This is a genomic window from Burkholderia sp. IMCC1007 (assembly GCF_027257875.1).
Classification (GTDB): domain Bacteria; phylum Pseudomonadota; class Gammaproteobacteria; order Burkholderiales; family Burkholderiaceae; genus Burkholderia.
Genome location: NZ_JAPVQY010000033.1, coordinates 42,712 through 62,675, shown reverse-complemented (window position 1 = coordinate 62,675; position 19,964 = coordinate 42,712). Strand labels below are relative to the sequence as shown.

The window sequence follows — 19,964 nt, the reverse complement described above, 5'->3', positions numbered from 1 at the left end:
CGAAGTCTACACAGAGCGGTGCCGCGTTTTTTGTGCCGCACCAATGTTATACTCCGAGCAATGTATGACTTGTCACCGTCAAACAGGCTCGCAGTAAACCTGCGGTAATCTCAATTTCGAGAGGAGAAATATGAATAAACTTTCAAAGCTCGCGTTCATTGCAGCTACCGCAGTTATGGCTGCATCCGCTTCGGCACAATCCGTGCCGGCGTCGCGTCAAGCCGTCAACGACAACTGGGTGAACGGCACGGGCGAATGGGTGTGGATGAACGGCACGAACGAGCTCTGCTGGCGTGACGCCTTCTGGACGCCGGCCACCGCCAACGCAAAGTGCGATGGCGCACTGGTCGCCCAGGCACCGCAGCCGCCGGTCGCTCCGGCCCCTGCTCCGGCCATCACGAGCCAGAAGATCACGTACCAAGCCGACGCACTGTTCGACTTCGACAAGGCAACGCTGAAGCCGGCCGGCAAGCAGAAGCTGGACGAACTCGCATCGAAGATCGAGGGCATGAACACGGAAGTGGTCGTCGCTACGGGCTACACGGACCGCATCGGTTCGGACAAGTACAACGACCGTCTGTCGCTGCGCCGCGCGCAAGCTGTCAAGTCGTACCTGGTCAGCAAGGGCGTTCCGGCGAACAAGATCTACACGGAAGGCAAGGGCAAGCGCAACCCGGTTACGACTGGCTGCAACCAGAAGAACCGCAAGCAGCTGATCGCCTGCCTCGCACCGGACCGCCGCGTGGAAGTCGAAGTGGTCGGTACGCAAGAAGTTCAGAAGACGACCGTTCCGGCACAGTAAGCCGCGGTTTTCGACTGCTTCAAAGCCCCGCTCCGGCGGGGCTTTTTCTTTGACGCCCGCGCTGGCGCTCGCTGGCCTCGCCGTCCGCCCGCTTATATACTCGGGGCTGACGTACCGACGTACCGCCCTCCTTCCGTAGCCCGTTTGCCGACATGACCAACGCCGATCCGCACGAACTCCAGAAATTCAGCGACCTCGCCCACCGGTGGTGGGATCCGAATGCCGAATTCAAGCCGCTGCACGACCTGAACCCGGTCCGGCTTGGCTGGATCGACGCACATGCCCACCTGGCCGGCAAGCGCGCGCTCGATATCGGCTGCGGCGGCGGCATCCTGTCCGAATCGATGGCCGGGCTGGGCGCACAGGTGAAAGGCATCGACCTGTCGACCGAAGCGCTCGGCGTCGCCGACCTGCACAGCCTCGAAAGCGGCATCACGGTCGACTACGAGGCGATCGCCGCCGAAGCAATCGCCGAACGCGAGCCGGGCAGCTACGACGTGGTCACCTGCATGGAGATGCTCGAGCACGTGCCGTCGCCCGCCGGCGTGGTGTCCGCATGCGCGACGCTCGTGAAACCGGGCGGCTGGGTGTTCTTCTCGACGCTGAACCGCAACCTGAAGTCGTACCTGTTCGCCGTGATCGGCGCGGAATACATCGCACAAATGCTGCCCAAGGGTACGCACGACTACGCGCGCTTCATCCGCCCGTCGGAACTGGCCGGCTTCGTGCGCGCGACGGATCTGCACATCGTCGACATCAAGGGCATCACCTATCACCCGATCGGCAAGCGCTTCGCGCTGTCGAACGACACCGACATCAACTACCTCGTCGCGTGCCGCCGCGGCGCGTGACCTTCCGACCGGCATGACGACTCCCCTTTCGACCGTGCAGGCCGCCCTCGACGCGCCGCGCCTGCTGCACTGCGATGCGGTGCTGTTCGACCTCGACGGCACGCTCGCCGACACGGCGCCCGATCTGGCGGCGGCCGTTCACAAGATGCAGCGTGTGCGCGGGCTGCCGGAGACGCCGCTCGACCTGCTGCGGCCGCTGGCATCGGCCGGCGCGCGCGGCCTGCTCGGCGGCGCATTCGGTATCGACCCGCAAACGCCCGGCTACGAAGCGATGCGCGACGAGTTCCTGGCCAATTACGCGACGGACATCTGCGTGCAGACGGCGCTGTTCCCCGGCATCGGCGACGTGCTCGACGAACTCGACGCGCGCGGCGTACGCTGGGGCATCGTCACGAACAAGGTGATCCGCCTCACCACCCCGCTCGTCGAGTTGCTCGGCCTCGCGCAGCGCGCGGCCTGCGTCGTCGGCGGAGACACGACGCCGCACTCGAAGCCCCATCCGGCCCCGCTGCTGCATGCGGCCGAGTGCTTGTCGCTCGCGCCGGAGCGCATCGTCTATGTCGGCGATGATCTTCGCGACATCCAGGCCGGCAGCGCGGCAGGCATGGCGACGGTCGCGGCCGCGTACGGCTACTGCGGCGACGGCGCCGCACCGGCCGACTGGCAAGCACAACATCTGGTCGGCACGACGCAGCAACTGCGCGAACTGCTGCGCGATGTTGGGATATAATGATTGATCTTATCCGCGGGGGCGACCTGGTTTCGACAGGGGTTGTGAAGCGGCTAGGGCATGTCGAGGACCCGTCACCTCGTTAATCAATGGGAAAATCGTAACTGCAAACGACGATACGTTCGCACTGGCAGCCTAACGGCCGCCGTCCTCTGCCTAGTTCACTGACGGGCTAGTGTCGCAAGACCGGTAGCAATACCGCCAGAGGTCATTTACGTCAGTTAAGCCCTGTCGGCGTCGCGACGCCAGGGTCGAAAACCTAGCGAATCGCCGTAGTGCAGCGTGTTCGTCCGCGTCGCTGCGGTTAAATCAAATGACTGAACTAAACATGTAGAACTAGTCGTGGAGCGCTTCTGGACGCGGGTTCGATTCCCGCCGCCTCCACCAAATTCCGCGCTTGACGCACAAACCCCGCACGACGCGAGTCTGCGGGGTTTTTTGTTGCCTGCGAAATCATACGTCCCGCTCCTTCCGAAAAAGCGCCCAGCCACGGGCGGGCCAGGCGGAATGCCGCCGGCGTTCCGGCGACAGGAGGTGACGGATGTTCGGTGCCGCCCGCACGGTCATCGCCCGCCGAACGGCTTGCCGCCCAGCACCGCGACCGGGCGCGACGCGTCGTCGCACCCGGCTCGCGGCCTGCCGGGCGATGCGCGGCTTAGCTGCCGCGATACAGCGACTTCATTTCTTCAGCGCTCGCCGGACGCACGCCGATGGCGCGCGAACCCGATGCCGATGCGCCGTGCGCTTGCGCGCCGTACCCGCTGGCGTCGGCGCCCTGTGCCTGGGCGAGGCGCTGCTGCTCTGCGACACGCGCGGTGGCGGCCTGGATGGCTTCCGGATAGTGCGGATCTTCGCCGCGGGCCGTGTTGTAACCCGCTTGCTGCAGTTGAACCAGTTCGGCGCGAACCTGTGCGCGGGTGAGTGCCGAGCCGGACTGCGCGAACGACACGACCGGGGCAACGAGAGCGGCAGCAACGACAACGGCTTGAACGAGCGACTTCATGATGACCTACCTCCACATTTGTCTGTTTTCGCGGTGGACACCTCGTTCACCGCTGACAAACCGAAGTTTATGTAGGTGAGTGCTTAAGAATAAGGCAGGTTTGTGGAACACATACTTCCTGAATCTAGGGTTAACCCTAGACGGCACCCCGCCCCGATCATCGCATTGCACGGCCATGCGCCACAACGCACGAGCCCCGCGAAACAGCACGCTTCGCGGGGCTCGAAGATAACCGCACAGACCGCGTGCGGCCATCGGTCAGACGCGCGCCGCCAATCGTGGAGCGCGCCTGAGTCTGTGTTTACTGGCTATCCATCGGGCACTTCAGGTTGCAGCCGTTCGGGTCGCCCATGTCACCCTTGCGACGCAGCGACGACTTCTTGCCGGACTGGTACTTCTGCGACGGCGTCGACGCAGCGAACGGCATCTGCGGATGCTCGTTCAGGCGAAACTGGTCGCTCAGGATGCCGCCGGGTACGCCCGGCGAATTCTGCGCAACTGCAAACGGCGATACGGCGACCAGAAGCCCCGCGGTCAACGCTGCCGCGGCGAGGGGAACGGAAAATTTCATGGCGGGATGACGCCTGAACGGCGTGCTTGTTGGAACGTTGATCAAGCGGCAAGCGTAGCGCAAATCCCCCGCTGCTGCAGCGCGGTCCGCTCCGCGCCGCGTTACCGTGTATTGCCGTCCGGCGCGGCCGCGCCGTCGCTGCCGGCCAGCCCCGCGGCGATGCCGGTCAGCGTCCCGCAGGCGGCCGGATCGTAGCCGTCGAGATGCGCGACGCGCTCGACGAAACGCGCATCGCGCAGCAATGCCAGCACGCCGGCGAGCGGCCGCGCGTCGAGCCGCGCACGCTCGCACGCGAAGTAGTAGTCCTCGTCGACGACCGGGATGAAATCCAGCCCGAAATGATGCGCGGCCGGCTCGACGCCGAAGCCGAGATCGGCCATCCCGCTCGCGACGAACGCCGCGATCGCCGAGTGCGTAAGCTCGGCCGACGCATAGCCGTCGATGCGCTCGGGATCGATGCCGATCGCGCGCAGCGCGAGATCGAGCAGCATCCGGGTGCCGGACCCCGGCTGCCGGTTGACGAAGCGAATGTCGCTGCGAGCGAGATCGGCAAGCCCGCGGACCTGCTTCGGATTGCCGCGCGGCACGAACAGCCCTTGCTGGCGACGCGTCAAATGAATGAGCACGTGACGCGTATCGTCGAGCCACGGCCGGTAGATCTGCGCGCACTGCTCGCGGAACGCACCGCGCGGCAGATGGAAGCCGGCCAGCTCGCATTCGCCACGCGCGAGCGCCTGGACGGCCTCGACGCTCTCCCGATACTTGATGTCGACGGCCGCGTGCGCCTCGACGAGCGCGGAAACGAGTGTCGCGACCGCGTAGCCGTGCGACGCATGAATGCGCACGGCGCCGTCGCGCTGCGCGAGCCGCCGGTTCAGGTCGCTCGCTACTTCGGCCGCCAGCGCGCGCAGGTTGCCGTCGAGACGGCTGCGCGCAAGGCGCTGCGCATCGACGATTGCCTGCCCGAGCTCCGACAGCGTCGATCCCTTGCCGCGCGCGGTTTCGATCAACTCCGCGCCGACGCACGCCTCCAGCGCGCGCAGCATGCCCCACGCGTGCCGATACGACAGACCTTTCGCCTGCGCGGCCTGCGCGATGCTGCCCGTGTCGGCCACGAGTTCCAGCAACGGCGCGACGTCCGACAGACTCGCCGTGCGGCCCTCGGTGTCGCGTACGGTCAGATACGCGTCGCATTCGATTCGAATCAATTATGCACTCCGATTTCCTATTGCGACCGGCAGATCTTCCGCTTATCGTTGGTCAAAATCTATCAGAACGAAGTCCCGGTGCGCCACTATATGAATTTCGAGCGCATATGAGACTTTGGAGGAGCATAACCGATGTCCCCGAATTCCCATGCGCCCGACGCGCTCGTCGAGCGCCATGCGCGCGCCGGCCGCTCGCTCGTCGCGATCCTGCACGCGATCCAGGACGACGCGGGCTACGTGCCGGCGGGCTGCGTCGCACCGCTCGCGAAGGCGCTGAACCTGTCGCGCGCGGAAGTCCACGGCGTGCTCACTTACTACCATCACTTCCGCACCGCGCCGCCCGCGCGCGTGACGATCCAGATGTGCCGCGCCGAAGCGTGCCGCAGCATGGGCTGCGAAGCACTGGCCGCGCACGCGGAAGCACGCACGGGTTGCCGGTTCGACGCTGCACACGGCAACGGTGCCGATGCGCACGCGCCGGACGCAGTCGCACTCGAATCGGTCTACTGCCTCGGGCTGTGCGCGCAATCTCCGTCGATGACGGTCAACGGCGTGCTGCACGCCAAGGTCACGCCGGAGAAATTCGACACGCTGCTCGCCGACGCGGCCGCTCACACCCCGGAGGCCGCATGACGACCCGCATCTACGTACCGCGCGATTCGTCCGCGCTGGCGCTGGGCGCCGACGCGCTGGCCAGCGCGATCGTCGCGGAGGCCGAACGGCGCGGCATCGACATCGAGCTGATCCGCAACGGCACGCGCGGGCTGCTCTGGCTCGAACCGCTCGTCGAGGTCGGCACGACCGCCGGACGCGTCGGCTATGCGAACCTGTCGGTCACCGACGTGCCGGCCCTGTTCGACGCGAACTGGATCGACGGCGGCGCGCATCCGAGCGGCGTCGGCCTCGTCGACGCGTTGCCGTATCTCGCGCGCCAGCAGCGCCTGACCTTCGCGCGCATCGGCCTGACCGATCCGCTGTCGATCGACGACTACCTGAAGCACGACGGCCTCGCCGGCCTGAAGAACGCGCTCGCGCTTGACGGCGACGCCGCGTGCGAGACGCTGATCGAGTCGGGATTGCGCGGCCGCGGCGGCGCGGCCTTCCCGGCCGGCATCAAGTGGCGCACGGTCCGGCACGCGAGCGCCGCGCAAAAGTACATCGTCTGCAACGCGGACGAAGGCGATTCGGGCACGTTCTCCGACCGCCTGATCATGGAAAGCGACCCGTACTGCCTGATCGAAGGGATGATCATCGCAGGCGTTGCCACCGGCGCGACGGTCGGCTACATCTACGTGCGCAGCGAATACCCGCACGCGATCGCCACGCTCGAAGCCGCGATCGTCCGCGCACGTGAAGCCGGCTGGCTCGGCGAGCACGTGCTCGGCTCCGCGCATGCGTTCGACCTGCACGTCGCGAAAGGCGCGGGCTCCTACGTGTGCGGCGAGGAAACGGCGCTGCTCGAATCGCTCGAGGGCAAGCGCGGCGTCGTGCGCGCGAAGCCGCCGCTGCCCGCGCTCGCCGGCCTGTTCGGCCAGCCGACCGTGATCAACAACGTGATCACGCTCGCAACGGCGCCGGTGATCTTCGCGCGTGGCGCCGCGTTCTATCGCGACTACGGGATGGGCCGCTCGCGCGGCACGCTGCCGTTCCAGCTCGCGGGCAACATCCGTCACGGCGGGCTCGTCGAACTCGCGTTCGGCGTCACGCTGCGCGAACTGCTGTTCGACTACGGCGGCGGCACGGCAAGCGGCCGCCCCGCGCGCGCCGCTCAAGTGGGCGGCCCGCTCGGCACCTACCTGCCCGAACACCAGTGGGACGTGCCGCTCGACTACGAGGCATACACGGCGATCGGCGCGGTGGTCGGTCACGGCGGCATCGTGCTGCACGACGACACGTCGAATCTTGCCGAACTCGCGGAATACGCGATGAAGTTCTGCGCGATCGAATCCTGCGGCAAGTGCACGCCGTGCCGGATCGGCTCGACGCGCGGCGTCGAGACGATCGCGCGCATCCGCCAGGGCGACACGTCGGAGCGGCAGGTCACGCTGCTGCGCGACCTGTGCGACACGATGCTCGCCGGTTCGTTGTGCGCGATGGGCGGGATGACGCCGTACCCGGTGCTGTCCGCGCTCGACCATTTCCCCGAAGATTTCGGGCTCGCCGCCGGCAAGCAAGCCGCGTCGGGTCCGGTCAAGGCTGCGGCCTGACCCAGAAGGAGCCCTGCATGTCACTCGACACGAACAACGTCCGCCAAGGCGGCTGCGGCTCGGGCCAATGCGCGTGCAAGAGCGCTGCACAGGCGCGCGCGTTCGATCCGCTCGACGATACCGACTACGGCACGCCGCAACGCCATGCCGACACCGACGTCACGCTCGAAATCGACGGCCAGCCGGTCACGGTGCCGGCCGGCACGTCGGTGATGCGCGCCGCGATCGAAGCCGGCGTCAATGTGCCGAAGCTCTGCGCGACCGACTCGCTCGAGCCGTTCGGCTCGTGCCGCCTGTGCCTCGTCGAGATCGAAGGCCGGCGCGGCTATCCGGCGTCGTGCACGACGCCCGCCGAAGCCGGCATGAAGGTGCGCACGCAGTCGGACCGGCTGCAGTCGCTGCGCCGTAACGTGATGGAGCTGTACATCTCCGACCACCCGCTCGACTGCCTCACCTGCCCCGCCAACGGCGACTGCGAGCTGCAGGACATGGCGGGCGTGGTCGGCTTGCGCGAAGTGCGCTACGGCTTCGACGGCGCGAATCACCTGAAGGACACGAAGGACGAATCGAATCCGTACTTCACGTACGACCCGTCGAAGTGCATCGTGTGCAACCGCTGCGTGCGCGCGTGCGAGGAAACGCAAGGCACGTTCGCGCTGACGATCGCCGCGCGCGGTTTCGAGTCGCGCGTCGCCGCCGGCGAAAGCGAATCGTTCATGGCATCGGAATGCGTATCGTGCGGCGCGTGCGTCGCCGCGTGCCCGACCGCCACGTTGCAGGAAAAGTCCGTCGTCCAGCTCGGCCAGGCCGAGCATTCGGTCGTCACCACCTGCGCGTACTGCGGCGTCGGCTGCTCGTTCAAGGCGGAGATGAAGGGCACGCAGGTCGTGCGCATGACGCCGCACAAGAACGGCCTCGCGAACGAAGGCCACGCGTGCGTGAAAGGGCGCTTCGCGTGGGGCTATGCGACGCACAAGGACCGCATCACGAAGCCGATGATCCGCGAGAAGATCACCGATCCGTGGCGCGAAGTGAGCTGGGAAGAAGCGCTCACCTACGCGGCGACGCAGTTCCGCGAGCTGCAGCAGAAGTACGGCCGCGATTCGATCGGCGGCATCACGTCGTCGCGCTGCACGAACGAGGAAACCTACCTCGTGCAGAAGCTCGTGCGCGCCGCGTTCGGCAACAACAACGTCGACACCTGCGCCCGCGTGTGCCATTCGCCGACCGGCTATGGGCTGAAAACGACACTCGGCGAATCGGCCGGCACGCAGACCTTCGCGTCCGTCGGCCACGCCGACGTGATCGTCGTGATGGGCGCAAACCCGACCGACGGCCACCCGGTGTTCGGCTCGCGCATGAAGCGGCGCATCCGCGAAGGCGCGAAGCTGATCGTGATCGACCCGCGCCGCATCGACGTGGTCGACGGCCCGCACGTGAAGGCCACGCACCACCTGCAACTGCGCCCGGGCACGAACGTCGCGATGGTCAACGCGCTCGCGCACGTGATCGTGACCGAAGGGCTCGTCGCCGACGCGTTCGTCGCCGAGCGCTGCGACACGCGCGCGTTCGAGCAATGGCGCGATTTCGTCGCGCAGGCGGACAATTCGCCCGAAGCAACCGCGGACGTGACAGGCGTGCCGGCGGAGCTGGTACGCGAGGCCGCACGCCTCTATGCGACGGGCGGCAATGCCGCGATCTACTACGGCCTCGGCGTGACCGAACACGCGCAAGGCTCGACGACGGTGATGGGCATCGCGAACCTCGCGATGGCGACCGGCAACATCGGCCGCGAAGGCGTCGGCGTCAATCCGCTGCGCGGCCAGAACAACGTGCAGGGTTCGTGCGACATGGGTTCGTTCCCGCACGAATTGCCTGGCTATCGTCACATCAGCGACGAAGTCGTCCGCACGCAGTTCGAGGCAGCATGGTCGGCAACGCTGCAGCCGGAACCGGGGCTGCGGATCCCGAACATGTTCGACGCGGCGCTCGACGGCAGCTTCAAGGGGCTCTACTGCCAGGGCGAGGACATCGTCCAGTCGGACCCGAACACGCAGCATGTCGCGGCCGCGCTGTCGGCGATGGAATGCATCGTCGTGCAGGACATCTTCCTGAACGAAACCGCGAAATACGCGCACGTGCTGCTGCCCGGCTCGACCTTCCTCGAGAAGGACGGCACGTTCACGAACGCGGAGCGGCGGATCTCGCGCGTGCGCAAGGTGATGCCGCCGCTCGCGGGCTATGCGGACTGGGAAGTCACGCTGCTGCTGTCGCAGGCGCTCGGCTACGACATGCACTACACGCATCCGTCGGAAATCATGGACGAGATCGCGCGGCTCACGCCGACCTTCTCGGGCGTGTCGTACGAGAAGCTCGACGCACTCGGCAGCATTCAGTGGCCGTGCAACGAACACGCGCCGGAAGGCACGCCGACGATGCACATCGACGCGTTCGTGCGCGGCAAAGGCCGGTTCGTGATCACGAAGTTCATCCCGACGCCGGAAAAGGTCACGCAGCGCTATCCGCTGATCCTGACGACGGGCCGCATCCTGTCGCAATACAACGTCGGCGCGCAGACACGGCGGACCGAGAACGTCCAGTGGCACGAAGAGGATCGCCTCGAGATCCATCCGCACGATGCGGAGGATCGCGGGGTCCGCACCGGCGACTGGGTCGGCATCGAATCGCGCGCCGGTCAGACGGTGCTGCGCGCGCTCGTGTCCGACCGCATGCAGCCGGGCGTCGTGTACACGACGTTCCACTTCCCCGAATCGGGCGCGAACGTGATCACGACTGAGAGCTCCGACTGGGCGACGAATTGCCCGGAATACAAGGTGACGGCCGTGCAGGTGATGCCGGTGGCGCAACCGTCCGACTGGCAGCGTGCGTATGCGCGCTTCAATTCGGAGCAGCTCGACCTGCTCGAGCGCCGCGCGGGCGCGCAGGCCGCCGTGACGACGGGCAAGTGAGGACGCGATGGACACCGGACACCTGATCGACATGGCCAACCAGATCGGCGCTTTCTTCGAATCGATGCCCGATCGCGAAGAAGCGCTGACGGGGATCGCCGAGCATATCCGGCGCTTCTGGGAGCCGCGCATGCGCCGCGCGTTTCTCGCCGCGCTCGACGATCCGTCGAGCGCAGCCGCACAACGCGCGGCGCCGATCGTGCTCGCCGCGATCGCCGCGCACCGCGCTTCGCTCGTGCCGGCCGCCGCGTCTGCCTGAGCGCCCCGCTACGCGGGCTGCGACATGCCCGCGAACCAGCTTTCGCAATGGCGCAGCAGCGCGTTCGCATCGGTTGCGGTGCGGCCGCGCGCCGCGATGTAGCCGTCGGGCCGCAGCAGATAGAACGACGGCCGCGAGCGGCCGTATCCCTGCGCGAGCCCGTCCTCCCCGTCGCTTTCGGCATCGGCGACGCGCCACGCACGCACGGCGCCCGGCATGATCCGCTCCAGTCCCTGCACGAGCGCCTGCGCATCCGCGGGCATCGGCGGCACCTCGGCCGGCTCGCCCGCTTCTCCATTCACGGGTTCCTCGAGCAGCAGCAGCGTGAAGTTCGCCGGATCGTGCAGGTCGTACAGCCGCGCGGTTCCGGGGGCCTGACCGAGCGGACCGTCGACCACGTGCACGAGCGCATCGGGCGCACGCTCGCCGGCTCGCGGGCCGCCATCGAGCACGCGCTCGAGCGTGAGCGCACTTTTCCGGTATTGCACGCCGAGTTCGCTGACCGTGCGCCGCACCGCGTCGCGCACCGGCCCGAACGACGCCAGCAGCGGCACGACATGATCGCGCAGCAGCTTCATCGCGCCGTGGTTGGCTTCGACGAGCTGCGTGACGAGGCCCGTCTGCCGCAACACGTCGCGCTCGATCGGATGGCGCTCCGCGTGATACGTGTCGAGCAGCCGCTCCGGCGAACCCGCGCCGAGCACGCGCGCGAGCTTCCAGCCCAGATTGAATGCTTCCTGCATGCCCGTGTTCATGCCCTGCGCGCCCGCCGGGCTGTGGACGTGCGCGGCGTCGCCCGCGAAAAACACGCGCCCGTGACGCAATCGATCGACCATCCGGCTGTGCAGGTGGAAATACGACGACCATGCGAGATCGCTCGGCGAAATCGACGCGCCTACGCGCGCACGGATGATCGCCTCGCATTCCGCGAGCGACGGCGCGGACGTATCGGACGATGCATCGCTGCCGGGCGGCCGGTCGGCGACGAGCCGGAAGCGACCACCGCCCATCGGGAACAGCCCCGCGATGCCGTTGGGCGTCGCGAACAGGTGAATCTCCTCTTCCGGCCAGTCGGGTATCGCCGCGAAATCGGCAAGCAGGAAAGTCTGTTCGAACGCATGCCCGGCGAAACCGAGCCCGAGCAGATGGCGTACCGTGCTGTGCGCGCCGTCGGCGGCGATCAGGTAAGACGGCGCGAACGCGTGCTCGCGGCCGTCGGCGTCGCGAATCTTCACGTCGAGCGACGTGCCGCGCGCGTCGCACGCGGTGAGCGTGACGCCACGCTCGATCGTCACCCCGAGCCCGGCGAGATGCTCGGCGAGCAACCGCTCGGTGATGCTCTGGTCGAGAAACAGCAGATACGGATAGCGCGTTTGCAGCGGGTCGAAATCGAGCCGCGCGATCACGCGGCCGTCCGCATGCAGCTCGGCCGCGTGCGCGCGATGGCCCAGCGCGAGGAACGGTTCGACGGCGCGATGCTGCTCCAGCAATTCGAGCGTGCGCGCCTGGATGCCGATCGCTCGCGAATACGGCGCGGGCGTGACGAGCCGGTCGATGATGCGCACCGGCACGCGGGCCCGCGCGAGGCTCATTGCGGCGGCAAGGCCAGTCGGCCCGGCGCCGACGATCAGCACGGGCGGAATGTCGAGCAGTGTGTCGGCCATGAGAACCTCGATGACACGAGATGCTGCAAGTCTACGCCGCTCCGCGTGACGGGGCCATATGCCGACCGGCCGATCTGGGATGGCCTCGCTGCAGTGTGGGAAAATGCGCGCTTTCCGTCAGTTTTCGCGTCATGGATTCCGCATTCGATCGAGCGTACGCCGCGCACCGCGCGGGCCACCTCGCCGAGGCCGAGCACGGCTACCGTGCCGCGCTCGCCACCAACCCCGTCGACGCCGACGCACTCCATCTGTTCGGCGTGCTGCGGCATCAGCAGGGTCAGCATGCCGAGGCGGCCGATCTCGTCGGCCGCGCGGTCGCGCTGCGCCCGGGCGACGCCGCACTGCAGCTCAACCTCGGCAACGCGCTGAAGGCACTCGGCCGGCTCGACGAAGCGATCGACCGCTTTCGCAACGCACTGACGCTCGCGCCCGAATTTCCGCTCGCGCACTACAACCTCGGGAACGCGTATGCGGCACTGCAACGCCACGAGGATGCGATCGACGCGTTCGGCCGCGCGCTGCGCCTCACGCCCGACGATGCTTCGATCCACAACAACCTCGGCAACGCACTGAACGCGCTCGGCCGCCACGACGATGCGCTCGCCGCATTCCATCGCGCACTCGAGCTGCGGCCGGGACACGCCGGCGCGCACAACAATCTCGCGATGGCGCTGAGCGCGATGGGCCGGGCCGATGACGCGATCGCGCACTTCCACGCCGCGATCGCCGCGCAGCCGCGCTTCGTCGCCGCGCATTTCAATCTCGGCAACACGTTGGAGGCGGTCGGCCGTCACGTCGAAGCCGCCGCTGCGTTCGAAGCCGCACTCGCACTGCACCCGCCGTTTCCGCTCGCCCTCTTCGGGCTCGCGAACGCGCTGAGCGCGCAGGGCCGCCAGCGCGATGCGCTGCCCTACTACGAACGCGCGGTCGGGCTCGATCCGTCGTTCGGACTCGCGTGGCTGAACCTCGGCAACGCGCATCACGCGCTCCGCGCGCACGAAATGGCGCTGCGCGCATTCGACCAGGCGCTGCGCGTCGCGCCCGACCTGAAGCTCGCGCAGTTGCACCGCGCAGTCACGCTGCTGACGCTGGGCGACTTCACCCGCGGCCTGCCCGCTTACGAAACGCGTCACGACACGCCGGGCGCACCGACGCTCGGCACGCTGCCGCGCTGGCAAGGCGAGCCGATCGCATCGCGCACGCTGCTGATCCGCGCGGAACAGGGTTTCGGCGACACGCTGCAGTTCGTCCGCTTCGTGCCGCTGGCGCGCGCGCGCTGCGCCCGCGTGGTGCTCGAGGTGCAGCCGGAGCTCGTCGCGTTGCTCGCACCGGCCGCCGCGCACTGGCGCGTGACGCTCGTCGCGCAGGACGCCGCGAAACTGCCGGCAGCAGACGTCGCCTGCACGCTGATGAGCCTGCCGTTCCTGCTCGGGCTGCAGCCGGACGAGATCGTCGCGGGCACGCGCTACCTCGGCGCGCCGGACAGCGCGCGCCGGCGCTTTCGCGGCTCGCTCGGCGGCCAGTCGAAGCGCAAGTTCGGCCTCGCGTGGTCGGGGCGCCGGCAGGCGCAGGAAAACCGCTCGATGCCGTTCGACGCACTCGCGCCGCTGCTCGCGCTGCCCGACATCGACTGGGTCGTGCTGCAGCCGGCCCTCGACGACGCCGAACGGGCGCGCGTCGATGCGCACCCGCGCGTGCATCGTTTCGACGGGCGCCTGAACGATTTCGCCGACACGGCCGCGCTGATCGAACGGCTCGACGGCGTCGTCACGATCGATACGGCCGTCGCGCATCTGGCAGGTGCGCTCGGCAAGCCGCTGTGGATCATGCTGCCGTTCGCGGCCGACTGGCGATGGTTCACCCGCGGCGACTGCCCGTGGTATCCGCACGCCACGCTCGTCCGTCAGCCCGCGCCGGGACAATGGTTCGACGTGGCGACGGCGGTGGCCGCCGCGCTGCGCGACGGCTGAATGCCCGAGCGGCCGATCGCATACGAAAAAAGGAGCGCAATTCGCAGTGCGCTCCCTTTTTCATTCGACGCGATGCTCCGATGCGTCGCTTGCAGTGTCAGGCCGCCTTGTACTGGTTGCGCGACTCGGGCGTGCGATACAGCACGAGCGTCGCGATCAGCCCGCAAATCGCGGCGACGCTCAGCCACAGCCCCGGCGCCGCCTTGTTGCCGGTCTGGTGAATCAGCAACGTCGAGATCGCCGGCGTGAAGCCGCCGATCGTCGTCGCAAGGCTGTATGCGAGCGAGAAACCGGCGGTGCGCACGTCGGCCGGCATCACTTCGGTCAGCGCGACGACCATCGCGCCGTTATACGAACCGTACAGGAACGACAGCCACAGCTCGACCCCGAGCAGCCGCAGGAAGGACGGATCGGCGACGAGCCACTGCACCGCCGGATAAGCCGACAGCAGCGTGAGCACCGTGAACGTGATCAGCACCGGGCGGCGGCCGATACGGTCCGACAGTCCGCCGGACAGCGGCAGCCAGACGAGATTGGACAGGCCGACGCAGACGGTCACGACGAGCGCGTCGAGCGACGACAGGTGCAGCACTTCCTTGCCGAACGTCGGCGTGTACGCGGTGATCATGTAGAACGACACCGTCGTCATGATGACCATCCCCATGCCGGCGATCACGACGCCCCAGTTCTCGAGCATCGAACGCATGATCTCGCCCATCGTCGGGCGATGGCGCTTCGCGAGGAACTCGTCGGTCTCCTTCAGCGAACGCCGGATCAGGAACAGGAACGGCACGATCAGGCAGCCGATCAGGAACGGAATGCGCCAGCCCCACGCGCTCATTTCTTCGGCCGGCAACGCGCGGTTCAGCAGCACGCCGACGAACGCGGCGAACACGACGGCGACCTGCTGGCTGCCCGATTGCCACGACGTATAGAACCCCTTGTGGCCCTTCGTCGCGATCTCGGACAGGTAGACCGACACGCCGCCGAGCTCGACGCCCGCCGAAAAGCCCTGCAGCAGCCGGCCGAGCAGCACGAACACCGGCGCGAGCACGCCGATCGTCGCGTAGCCGGGCACCGCGGCGACGGCGAGCGTGCCGACCGCCATCAGCCCGAGCGTCAGGATCAGCCCCTTGCGGCGGCCGTGATGGTCGATGTACGCGCCGAGCACGATCGCGCCGACCGGCCGCATCAGGAAGCCCGCGCCGAATACCGACAGCGACAGCATCAGCGACGCGAACGCATCGCCGCTCGGAAAATAGGTTTTCGCGATGGCCGACGCGTAATACCCGTAGACCATGAAGTCGTACATTTCCAGGAAGTTGCCGCTGACGACCCGGAAAACGGTGCGGACCTTCGATTCCTGCGCGACGGCGTGTGATGCTGTGGACATATTTTTCTCTCAGCTCGGATGGCGCGACCTCCGCGCCGTGTGGATCCGGCGATGCGTATCGCGCCGGCCGGCGCGCACGGACATCGCAGCCTGCCGGCGGCACGTCGCGCCACCATGCGCACGCCGGCGAGGTTCTCGGATGATGCCACGCGAAACCGACAATTGCCTTGTGGCGGGCCTGCGGTCGCAGTCGCCGCATTCGCCTCGTACTAATCCCATCGAAAGTCACGCCAAAATCAGATTGATCTGATCGACCGATCACAGACGGCTGACCACAATGGCACGATCAACGACGATATGCGCGCCACGCGCCGACACGGTTGCTCGTGTCGCGCGGCGCACCGCTCTCATGACCCCATCGCCCCTTGTTTCCGTCGAAGGCCAGCTCGCCCGCCCTCGCGTCGCCCCGCTCGACGGCGTGCCGCCGTTCGGCCGCGAATGGACATTCCGCGGCGTAGCCGGCGACCGGCCCGGCGAGCGGTGCGTCGCCACGCTGACGACTTCGTGCATCGATGTCGACGCCCCGCATCGCATGTGTCGCTGGCAACCGCTGTCCGCGACGCGATCGTCGTCGGCGGACCTGCCGGCCACCCCGGCCGTCCTCCGCCGCCCGGGCCACGGTCCGTATCCGCGCCCGCATGGCCGGCGTGCAATAGATGCCGCCTGCTGGAGCGTCGGCGCGCTCGGGATCATCGGCTGGCTGATCGTCGCGCACGAACCGCTCACGGGTTTCACGGCCGCACCCGCGCTTCACGCCACCCGCGTCATTGACGAGCCCGCCACGCAAGCCACCGGTGTGGTCCGAGTTGCCGCTGCGCCGCCCCTTGCTCCGGCACAGAACGCCACCCCCGTCGCGACGCCGGCCCGCACGTCGCCGCCGCACGACACGGCATCCGACCCGCAGCGCGTCGCCGACGCGTCCATACCCTCACCGCATCGGCCGGCCGGCGCGCGCACGACCGCCGCACCCGTTCGCGCGCCGGGCGCTTCGCCTGCCGCGTCGCCCGCCGCTTCTTCCCGGCTCGCGGCCCGCCCGCCAGTCACGCACCTCGCATCGCGTACGCCGATCCTCGATCGCGTCGCGCCGCCGTCGCTGCCGGGCGGCACGCATCGCGACCCGCTCGACAATCCGCTCGCGCTGATCGCACTCGCGAACGCACTGGATGCCGAACGCCCCGCGCGAGCGGCAAACGCGCCCGCCGCCGGTTTCGACTGGACCGCGCAACTATCTCACCGCCGCCTGACCGAAGCGTCGGCCACGGCGCCGGACACCTTCACCCGCTGACGCGCGCACAACAAAAAACCCGGCGAAGCAGGCTTCGCCGGGTTTCGTTCGTCCGCCGATCCTGCCGGACCGACGCGTCGTCACTTGCGTGCGGGCAACCCCGTTTCGGCCTGCCGCTCGAGTTGCCGGACCTGCTCCTGCAGATCGCGCAACTGCACCTGCGCCGCCCGCTTCTCGACCTGCAGCGCCTGCGTCTGCTCCTGTATCGACTGCTGTCGTTGCGCGACCTCGGCCTGCTGGCTGCGCGCGACGCTCAGGTCGGCCTCCAGTTGCTGGGCCCGGCTCGCCTGCAGCGCGATCACGCGCTCGAGAAACCGCTTCTGCGCCTGCAATTCGGTGCGATGAATCTCGGCTTCCGACAGTTGCAGCGTCTGCTGCACGAAGTTCGCGTACACCATCTCCGCGCGACCCTTCTCCTGCGACTTGATCACGCGCCAAAGATGCTTGTCCTGGAACAGCGCGACGTAGTACGTCATCTCGCCCGGATCGAACATCAGGCTCGCGCCGTAGCTGCCGTTGTAGGTGGTGCGCATCTCGACGATCCGCCCGTCGTGCAGCATCTGCGTGAGCTCGGCGACATTGCCTTGCGCGGCGGTATCCGTCGCCGACGAGGACGACGCCGATGCGGCGGGCGCCGCACGGCCGCTCAGGCTCGTCACCGCGGGACGGGTGCCCGCGACGGGCGCGGTCGCGTCGGCGGACCATGCCGCGCCTGCGTGCACGCAGGCGGCCATCGCAACGATCCACGTTGCGCATCGTGCAGGGGAAAAATCTCGGAAGACCAACGTCAGACTCCGGCGAATGAATCGGGAGTCGCGATTATCAGTCAAAACGAAATGGCCGCATCTCGAATTAAACGGGATGCGGCCAGCCAGCCTGCGACGCGCTGCAAACGCTTGCTACAGACGCGTTTCGCGTGCCGCGCGCAGGAATGCATCGAGCAACGGCGTGCAGTCGAGCAGTTCGGCGCCGCCCGCGCGATGGAACTCCGGGTGCCATTGCACACCGACCACGAATGGCGCGCGCCGGTAGCGAATGCCTTCGATGATCCCGTCGCCGGCCGACACGGCCTCGATGTTCAGATCGCGGCCGAGATCGCGGATCGCCTGATGGTGGATCGAGTTGACGATCGCCTCCCTGCGTCCGGGGAACATGCTCGCGAGCGTCGACGAGTCGGGGAAGCGGATCGCGTGGCGATGCTGGTCGTAATGCTCGCTCACGTGCGCATTCGCGGTCGGCACGTCGGTCGCGATGTCCTGGTACAGCGAGCCGCCGAACGCGACGTTGATCAGCTGGCAGCCGCGGCACACGCCGAGCACCGGCTTGCCGGACTCGACGAATTCGTGAAACAGCTCGAGCTCGTACATGTCGCGTACGCGATCGCCCGGCCATTCGGGGCGCGCATCCGACGCCGCGTAAGTTTGCGGCGACACGTCGGCGCCGCCTTGCAGCAGCAGGCCGTCGAGATGTTTCGCGTAGTCGCGCAGGCGGATGTTGCTCGGATGCAGCATGCCCTGATGCCCGACCGTCGGAATCATGAACACGAGCACGTCGCGCGACATCACCCAATGCGCGATCGATTCCTCGAGATACTGCAGCGTCTTGCCGCGCAGCCCTTTCGCGCCGGGCTCCGGATGGAAGATCCGCGCCGACACGCCGATACGCAGCGTGCGCTGCGTGATGCGCTGCCCGGCACGGTCGAACAGCCGGCGCGCGCGGGCCGCGACGATCCGGCCGAATACCGACCACGGCGTGTCGCTCTGCCGGAGGTACGCCGGCGGCACATTCTGCGCGCTCGCGGGCGGCGGCCGCGGTGTGTCGAAATCCGGCGGCGCGCCGAACCCGGGCGGCGCTGCACCGGGTTTCGGCGTTGCCGCACTGCCTTCAGCGGTGGCGCCGGTCGCACCGGGCGCGCCCGGCTCCGACGCCGCCGTGACCGGCGATGCGCCGTCCTCGGCAACATCCTGCGCAACAGCAGCCTGCGTGGCGGACACGTCGGGCGTTTTCGCCGGACCGGAACGGGGAGAATCGGAAGAAGCGGAAGAGATGCCGGACAGACCGGCCGGGGAAGGCGTGTTTTCGCTCATGACGATGGTCTGGTGCGTCGCTCGCGCGTATTGGATTGACGAAGATTCATTATGCTTCAGGGCACGATCGCGCGGTAAACCTGCAACATCCTGTCGCTATTGTTGCAAGTCGTCGCATGCCGCAGCGCAACCGCCCCGGCCCTTATTGGGCCGCGATCTGATCCTTCGGGAGCGCACTGGACATCAGTGATATATCACAATAATATTCACGAATCGTCCACGCTCCCGATTCCAGCGCCATGATCGCGCCCCGCCCGGCCGCCGCGCCGCCGTCCGCATGAACGCCCTGACCGACGCCCTCCTCGACCGGCCCGCCGCCTCTTCGATCAGCCTCGCCGATCGCGCCTATGCGCTGATCCAGCGCGACATCATCACGATGCGGCTGAAGCCCGGCGCCGCGCTCAACGAAGCCGACCTCGTCGCGCGCACCGGCATCGGGCGCACGCCCGTGCACCAGGCCGTGCACCGGCTGGTGCTCGAAGGGCTGCTGTCCGTGATGCCGCGCAAGGGACTGATGGTTCAGCCGCTGTCGCTCGACGACATCGTGTCGGTGATCGACGTGCGGCGCGTCAACGAAGCGCACTGCGTCGAACTCGCGGCACGCCACGCGACGCCCGACGATCTCGCGCGCATGGCCGCGCTGCTCGACGCCGGGCAGGCGTGTGTCGACACGCACGACGTCGAAGGCATGATGGAGCTCGACCGCGCGTTTCATCAGGCGATCGCCGCGGCGGCCCGCAATACCGTCCTCGCGGAAATCCTGCGTGCGCTGCACGAACGCTCGCTGCGCTTCTGGTTCGTCACGCTGTCCGAGCCGCACCATTTATCCGATGTCCAGCGCGAACACCGGGAACTGTTCGAGCGGCTGTCCGCGCGCGACGCCGCCGGCGCGCGCGCGGCCGTCGAACGCCATATCGATTCGTTTCGCGCCACCCTTGTCCAACATCTTCGCCCCTGAGCCGCTC

The 19,964-nt window shown here is 67.8% G+C and carries 17 protein-coding genes and 1 other RNA gene; 11 read left to right on the top strand and 7 right to left on the bottom strand.

Translation table 11 applies throughout. From position 1 onward, the window contains the following. The first annotated feature begins 130 nt into the window (after positions 1-130). The 4 genes from ompA (at position 131) to ssrA (ending at position 2,770) form a co-directional block, all read left to right on the top strand. Positions 131-802, top strand: a complete 672-nt coding sequence (gene ompA, locus O1Q03_RS25005; protein WP_269506705.1) for an outer membrane protein OmpA — start codon at positions 131-133, stop codon at positions 800-802. A gap of 152 nt (positions 803-954) precedes the next feature. After that, complete coding sequence (gene ubiG / locus O1Q03_RS25000) at positions 955-1,653, top strand: bifunctional 2-polyprenyl-6-hydroxyphenol methylase/3-demethylubiquinol 3-O-methyltransferase UbiG (RefSeq protein WP_096503730.1); 699 nt, start codon at positions 955-957, stop codon at positions 1,651-1,653. Positions 1,654-1,666: 13 nt separating this feature from the next. After that, positions 1,667-2,383 carry a phosphoglycolate phosphatase gene (gene gph, locus O1Q03_RS24995; protein ID WP_269506702.1) on the top strand — a complete coding sequence of 239 codons (717 nt, stop codon included), beginning with the start codon at positions 1,667-1,669 and terminating at the stop codon, positions 2,381-2,383. Positions 2,384-2,400: 17 nt separating this feature from the next. Continuing rightward, positions 2,401-2,770: a transfer-messenger RNA gene (ssrA, locus tag O1Q03_RS24990) on the top strand. A gap of 268 nt (positions 2,771-3,038) precedes the next feature. Here the strand turns inward: ssrA and O1Q03_RS24985 are convergent. From O1Q03_RS24985 to O1Q03_RS24975, 3 genes are all read right to left on the bottom strand, one after another. Beyond that, positions 3,039-3,386, bottom strand: a complete 348-nt coding sequence (locus O1Q03_RS24985; RefSeq protein WP_269506700.1) for a DUF4148 domain-containing protein — start codon at positions 3,384-3,386, stop codon at positions 3,039-3,041. A gap of 301 nt (positions 3,387-3,687) precedes the next feature. Further along, complete coding sequence (locus O1Q03_RS24980) at positions 3,688-3,957, bottom strand: hypothetical protein (RefSeq protein ID WP_269506699.1); 270 nt, start codon at positions 3,955-3,957, stop codon at positions 3,688-3,690. 101 nt (positions 3,958-4,058) lie between these two features. Beyond that, a complete protein-coding gene (locus O1Q03_RS24975; RefSeq protein WP_269506698.1) occupies positions 4,059-5,165 on the bottom strand; it encodes a substrate-binding domain-containing protein in 1,107 nt (368 codons plus the stop codon). Between the two features lie 132 nt (positions 5,166-5,297). Here O1Q03_RS24975 and O1Q03_RS24970 point away from each other — a divergent pair, with 132 nt between their 5' ends. Genes O1Q03_RS24970 through O1Q03_RS24955 form a run of 4 tightly spaced genes read left to right on the top strand, consistent with a single transcriptional unit; the run spans position 5,298 to position 10,600 of the window. Then, entirely contained in the window at positions 5,298-5,798 is a 501-nt protein-coding gene (locus O1Q03_RS24970) for an NAD(P)H-dependent oxidoreductase subunit E (protein ID WP_269506696.1), read from the top strand. Next, the gene (locus O1Q03_RS24965) at positions 5,795-7,372 is read left to right on the top strand and encodes a formate dehydrogenase beta subunit (protein WP_269506694.1); all 1,578 of its coding nucleotides are present in this window, start codon (positions 5,795-5,797) and stop codon (positions 7,370-7,372) included. The genes O1Q03_RS24970 and O1Q03_RS24965 overlap by 4 nt, the downstream gene beginning before the upstream one ends. A gap of 17 nt (positions 7,373-7,389) precedes the next feature. Further along, complete coding sequence (gene fdhF / locus O1Q03_RS24960; RefSeq protein ID WP_269506693.1) at positions 7,390-10,341, top strand: formate dehydrogenase subunit alpha; 2,952 nt, start codon at positions 7,390-7,392, stop codon at positions 10,339-10,341. Positions 10,342-10,348: 7 nt separating this feature from the next. After that, entirely contained in the window at positions 10,349-10,600 is a 252-nt protein-coding gene (locus O1Q03_RS24955) for a formate dehydrogenase subunit delta (protein WP_269506692.1), read from the top strand. 8 nt (positions 10,601-10,608) lie between these two features. On the opposite strand, the gene O1Q03_RS24950 is transcribed toward O1Q03_RS24955, so the two are convergent. Further along, positions 10,609-12,264, bottom strand: a complete 1,656-nt coding sequence (locus O1Q03_RS24950; protein ID WP_269506691.1) for an FAD-dependent monooxygenase — start codon at positions 12,262-12,264, stop codon at positions 10,609-10,611. A 131-nt stretch (positions 12,265-12,395) separates the two neighbouring features. Here O1Q03_RS24950 and O1Q03_RS24945 point away from each other — a divergent pair, with 131 nt between their 5' ends. Beyond that, entirely contained in the window at positions 12,396-14,234 is a 1,839-nt protein-coding gene (locus O1Q03_RS24945) for a tetratricopeptide repeat protein (RefSeq protein ID WP_269506690.1), read from the top strand. A 97-nt stretch (positions 14,235-14,331) separates the two neighbouring features. Here the strand turns inward: O1Q03_RS24945 and O1Q03_RS24940 are convergent, their stop codons facing one another. Then, positions 14,332-15,627, bottom strand: coding sequence for an MFS transporter (locus O1Q03_RS24940; protein WP_269506689.1), 1,296 nt, complete (start codon positions 15,625-15,627; stop codon positions 14,332-14,334). Positions 15,628-15,976: 349 nt separating this feature from the next. Here O1Q03_RS24940 and O1Q03_RS24935 point away from each other — a divergent pair, with 349 nt between their 5' ends. Continuing rightward, complete coding sequence (locus tag O1Q03_RS24935) at positions 15,977-16,912, top strand: hypothetical protein (protein WP_269506687.1); 936 nt, start codon at positions 15,977-15,979, stop codon at positions 16,910-16,912. An 80-nt stretch (positions 16,913-16,992) separates the two neighbouring features. On the opposite strand, the gene O1Q03_RS24930 is transcribed toward O1Q03_RS24935, so the two are convergent. Continuing rightward, positions 16,993-17,646: a DUF2968 domain-containing protein gene (locus tag O1Q03_RS24930; protein ID WP_269506685.1), complete on the bottom strand. Its 654-nt coding sequence runs from the start codon at positions 17,644-17,646 to the stop codon at positions 16,993-16,995. Between the two features lie 165 nt (positions 17,647-17,811). Further along, complete coding sequence (locus O1Q03_RS24925; RefSeq protein WP_269506683.1) at positions 17,812-18,999, bottom strand: gamma-glutamyl-gamma-aminobutyrate hydrolase family protein; 1,188 nt, start codon at positions 18,997-18,999, stop codon at positions 17,812-17,814. A gap of 277 nt (positions 19,000-19,276) precedes the next feature. On the opposite strand from O1Q03_RS24925, the gene O1Q03_RS24920 reads away from it, so the two are divergent. Continuing rightward, complete coding sequence (locus O1Q03_RS24920) at positions 19,277-19,957, top strand: GntR family transcriptional regulator (protein WP_269506682.1); 681 nt, start codon at positions 19,277-19,279, stop codon at positions 19,955-19,957. Positions 19,958-19,964: the final 7 nt, after the last annotated feature.

Bases quoted from the DNA above. Each gene is read 5' to 3' on its own strand.
- fdhF (WP_269506693.1), top strand. From the start codon at position 7,390: ATGTCACTCGACACGAACAACGTCCGCCAAGGCGGCTGCGGCTCGGGC.
- O1Q03_RS24950 (WP_269506691.1), bottom strand. From the start codon at position 12,264: ATGGCCGACACACTGCTCGACATTCCGCCCGTGCTGATCGTCGGCGCC.
- O1Q03_RS24965 (WP_269506694.1), top strand. From the start codon at position 5,795: ATGACGACCCGCATCTACGTACCGCGCGATTCGTCCGCGCTGGCGCTG.
- O1Q03_RS24955 (WP_269506692.1), top strand. From the start codon at position 10,349: ATGGACACCGGACACCTGATCGACATGGCCAACCAGATCGGCGCTTTC.
- O1Q03_RS24920 (WP_269506682.1), top strand. From the start codon at position 19,277: ATGAACGCCCTGACCGACGCCCTCCTCGACCGGCCCGCCGCCTCTTCG.
- O1Q03_RS24925 (WP_269506683.1), bottom strand. From the start codon at position 18,999: ATGAGCGAAAACACGCCTTCCCCGGCCGGTCTGTCCGGCATCTCTTCC.
- O1Q03_RS24935 (WP_269506687.1), top strand. From the start codon at position 15,977: ATGACCCCATCGCCCCTTGTTTCCGTCGAAGGCCAGCTCGCCCGCCCT.
- O1Q03_RS24980 (WP_269506699.1), bottom strand. From the start codon at position 3,957: ATGAAATTTTCCGTTCCCCTCGCCGCGGCAGCGTTGACCGCGGGGCTT.
- O1Q03_RS24945 (WP_269506690.1), top strand. From the start codon at position 12,396: ATGGATTCCGCATTCGATCGAGCGTACGCCGCGCACCGCGCGGGCCAC.
- O1Q03_RS24940 (WP_269506689.1), bottom strand. From the start codon at position 15,627: ATGTCCACAGCATCACACGCCGTCGCGCAGGAATCGAAGGTCCGCACC.
- O1Q03_RS24930 (WP_269506685.1), bottom strand. From the start codon at position 17,646: ATGGCCGCCTGCGTGCACGCAGGCGCGGCATGGTCCGCCGACGCGACC.
- ubiG (WP_096503730.1), top strand. From the start codon at position 955: ATGACCAACGCCGATCCGCACGAACTCCAGAAATTCAGCGACCTCGCC.
- ompA (WP_269506705.1), top strand. From the start codon at position 131: ATGAATAAACTTTCAAAGCTCGCGTTCATTGCAGCTACCGCAGTTATG.
- O1Q03_RS24985 (WP_269506700.1), bottom strand. From the start codon at position 3,386: ATGAAGTCGCTCGTTCAAGCCGTTGTCGTTGCTGCCGCTCTCGTTGCC.
- O1Q03_RS24970 (WP_269506696.1), top strand. From the start codon at position 5,298: ATGTCCCCGAATTCCCATGCGCCCGACGCGCTCGTCGAGCGCCATGCG.
- gph (WP_269506702.1), top strand. From the start codon at position 1,667: ATGACGACTCCCCTTTCGACCGTGCAGGCCGCCCTCGACGCGCCGCGC.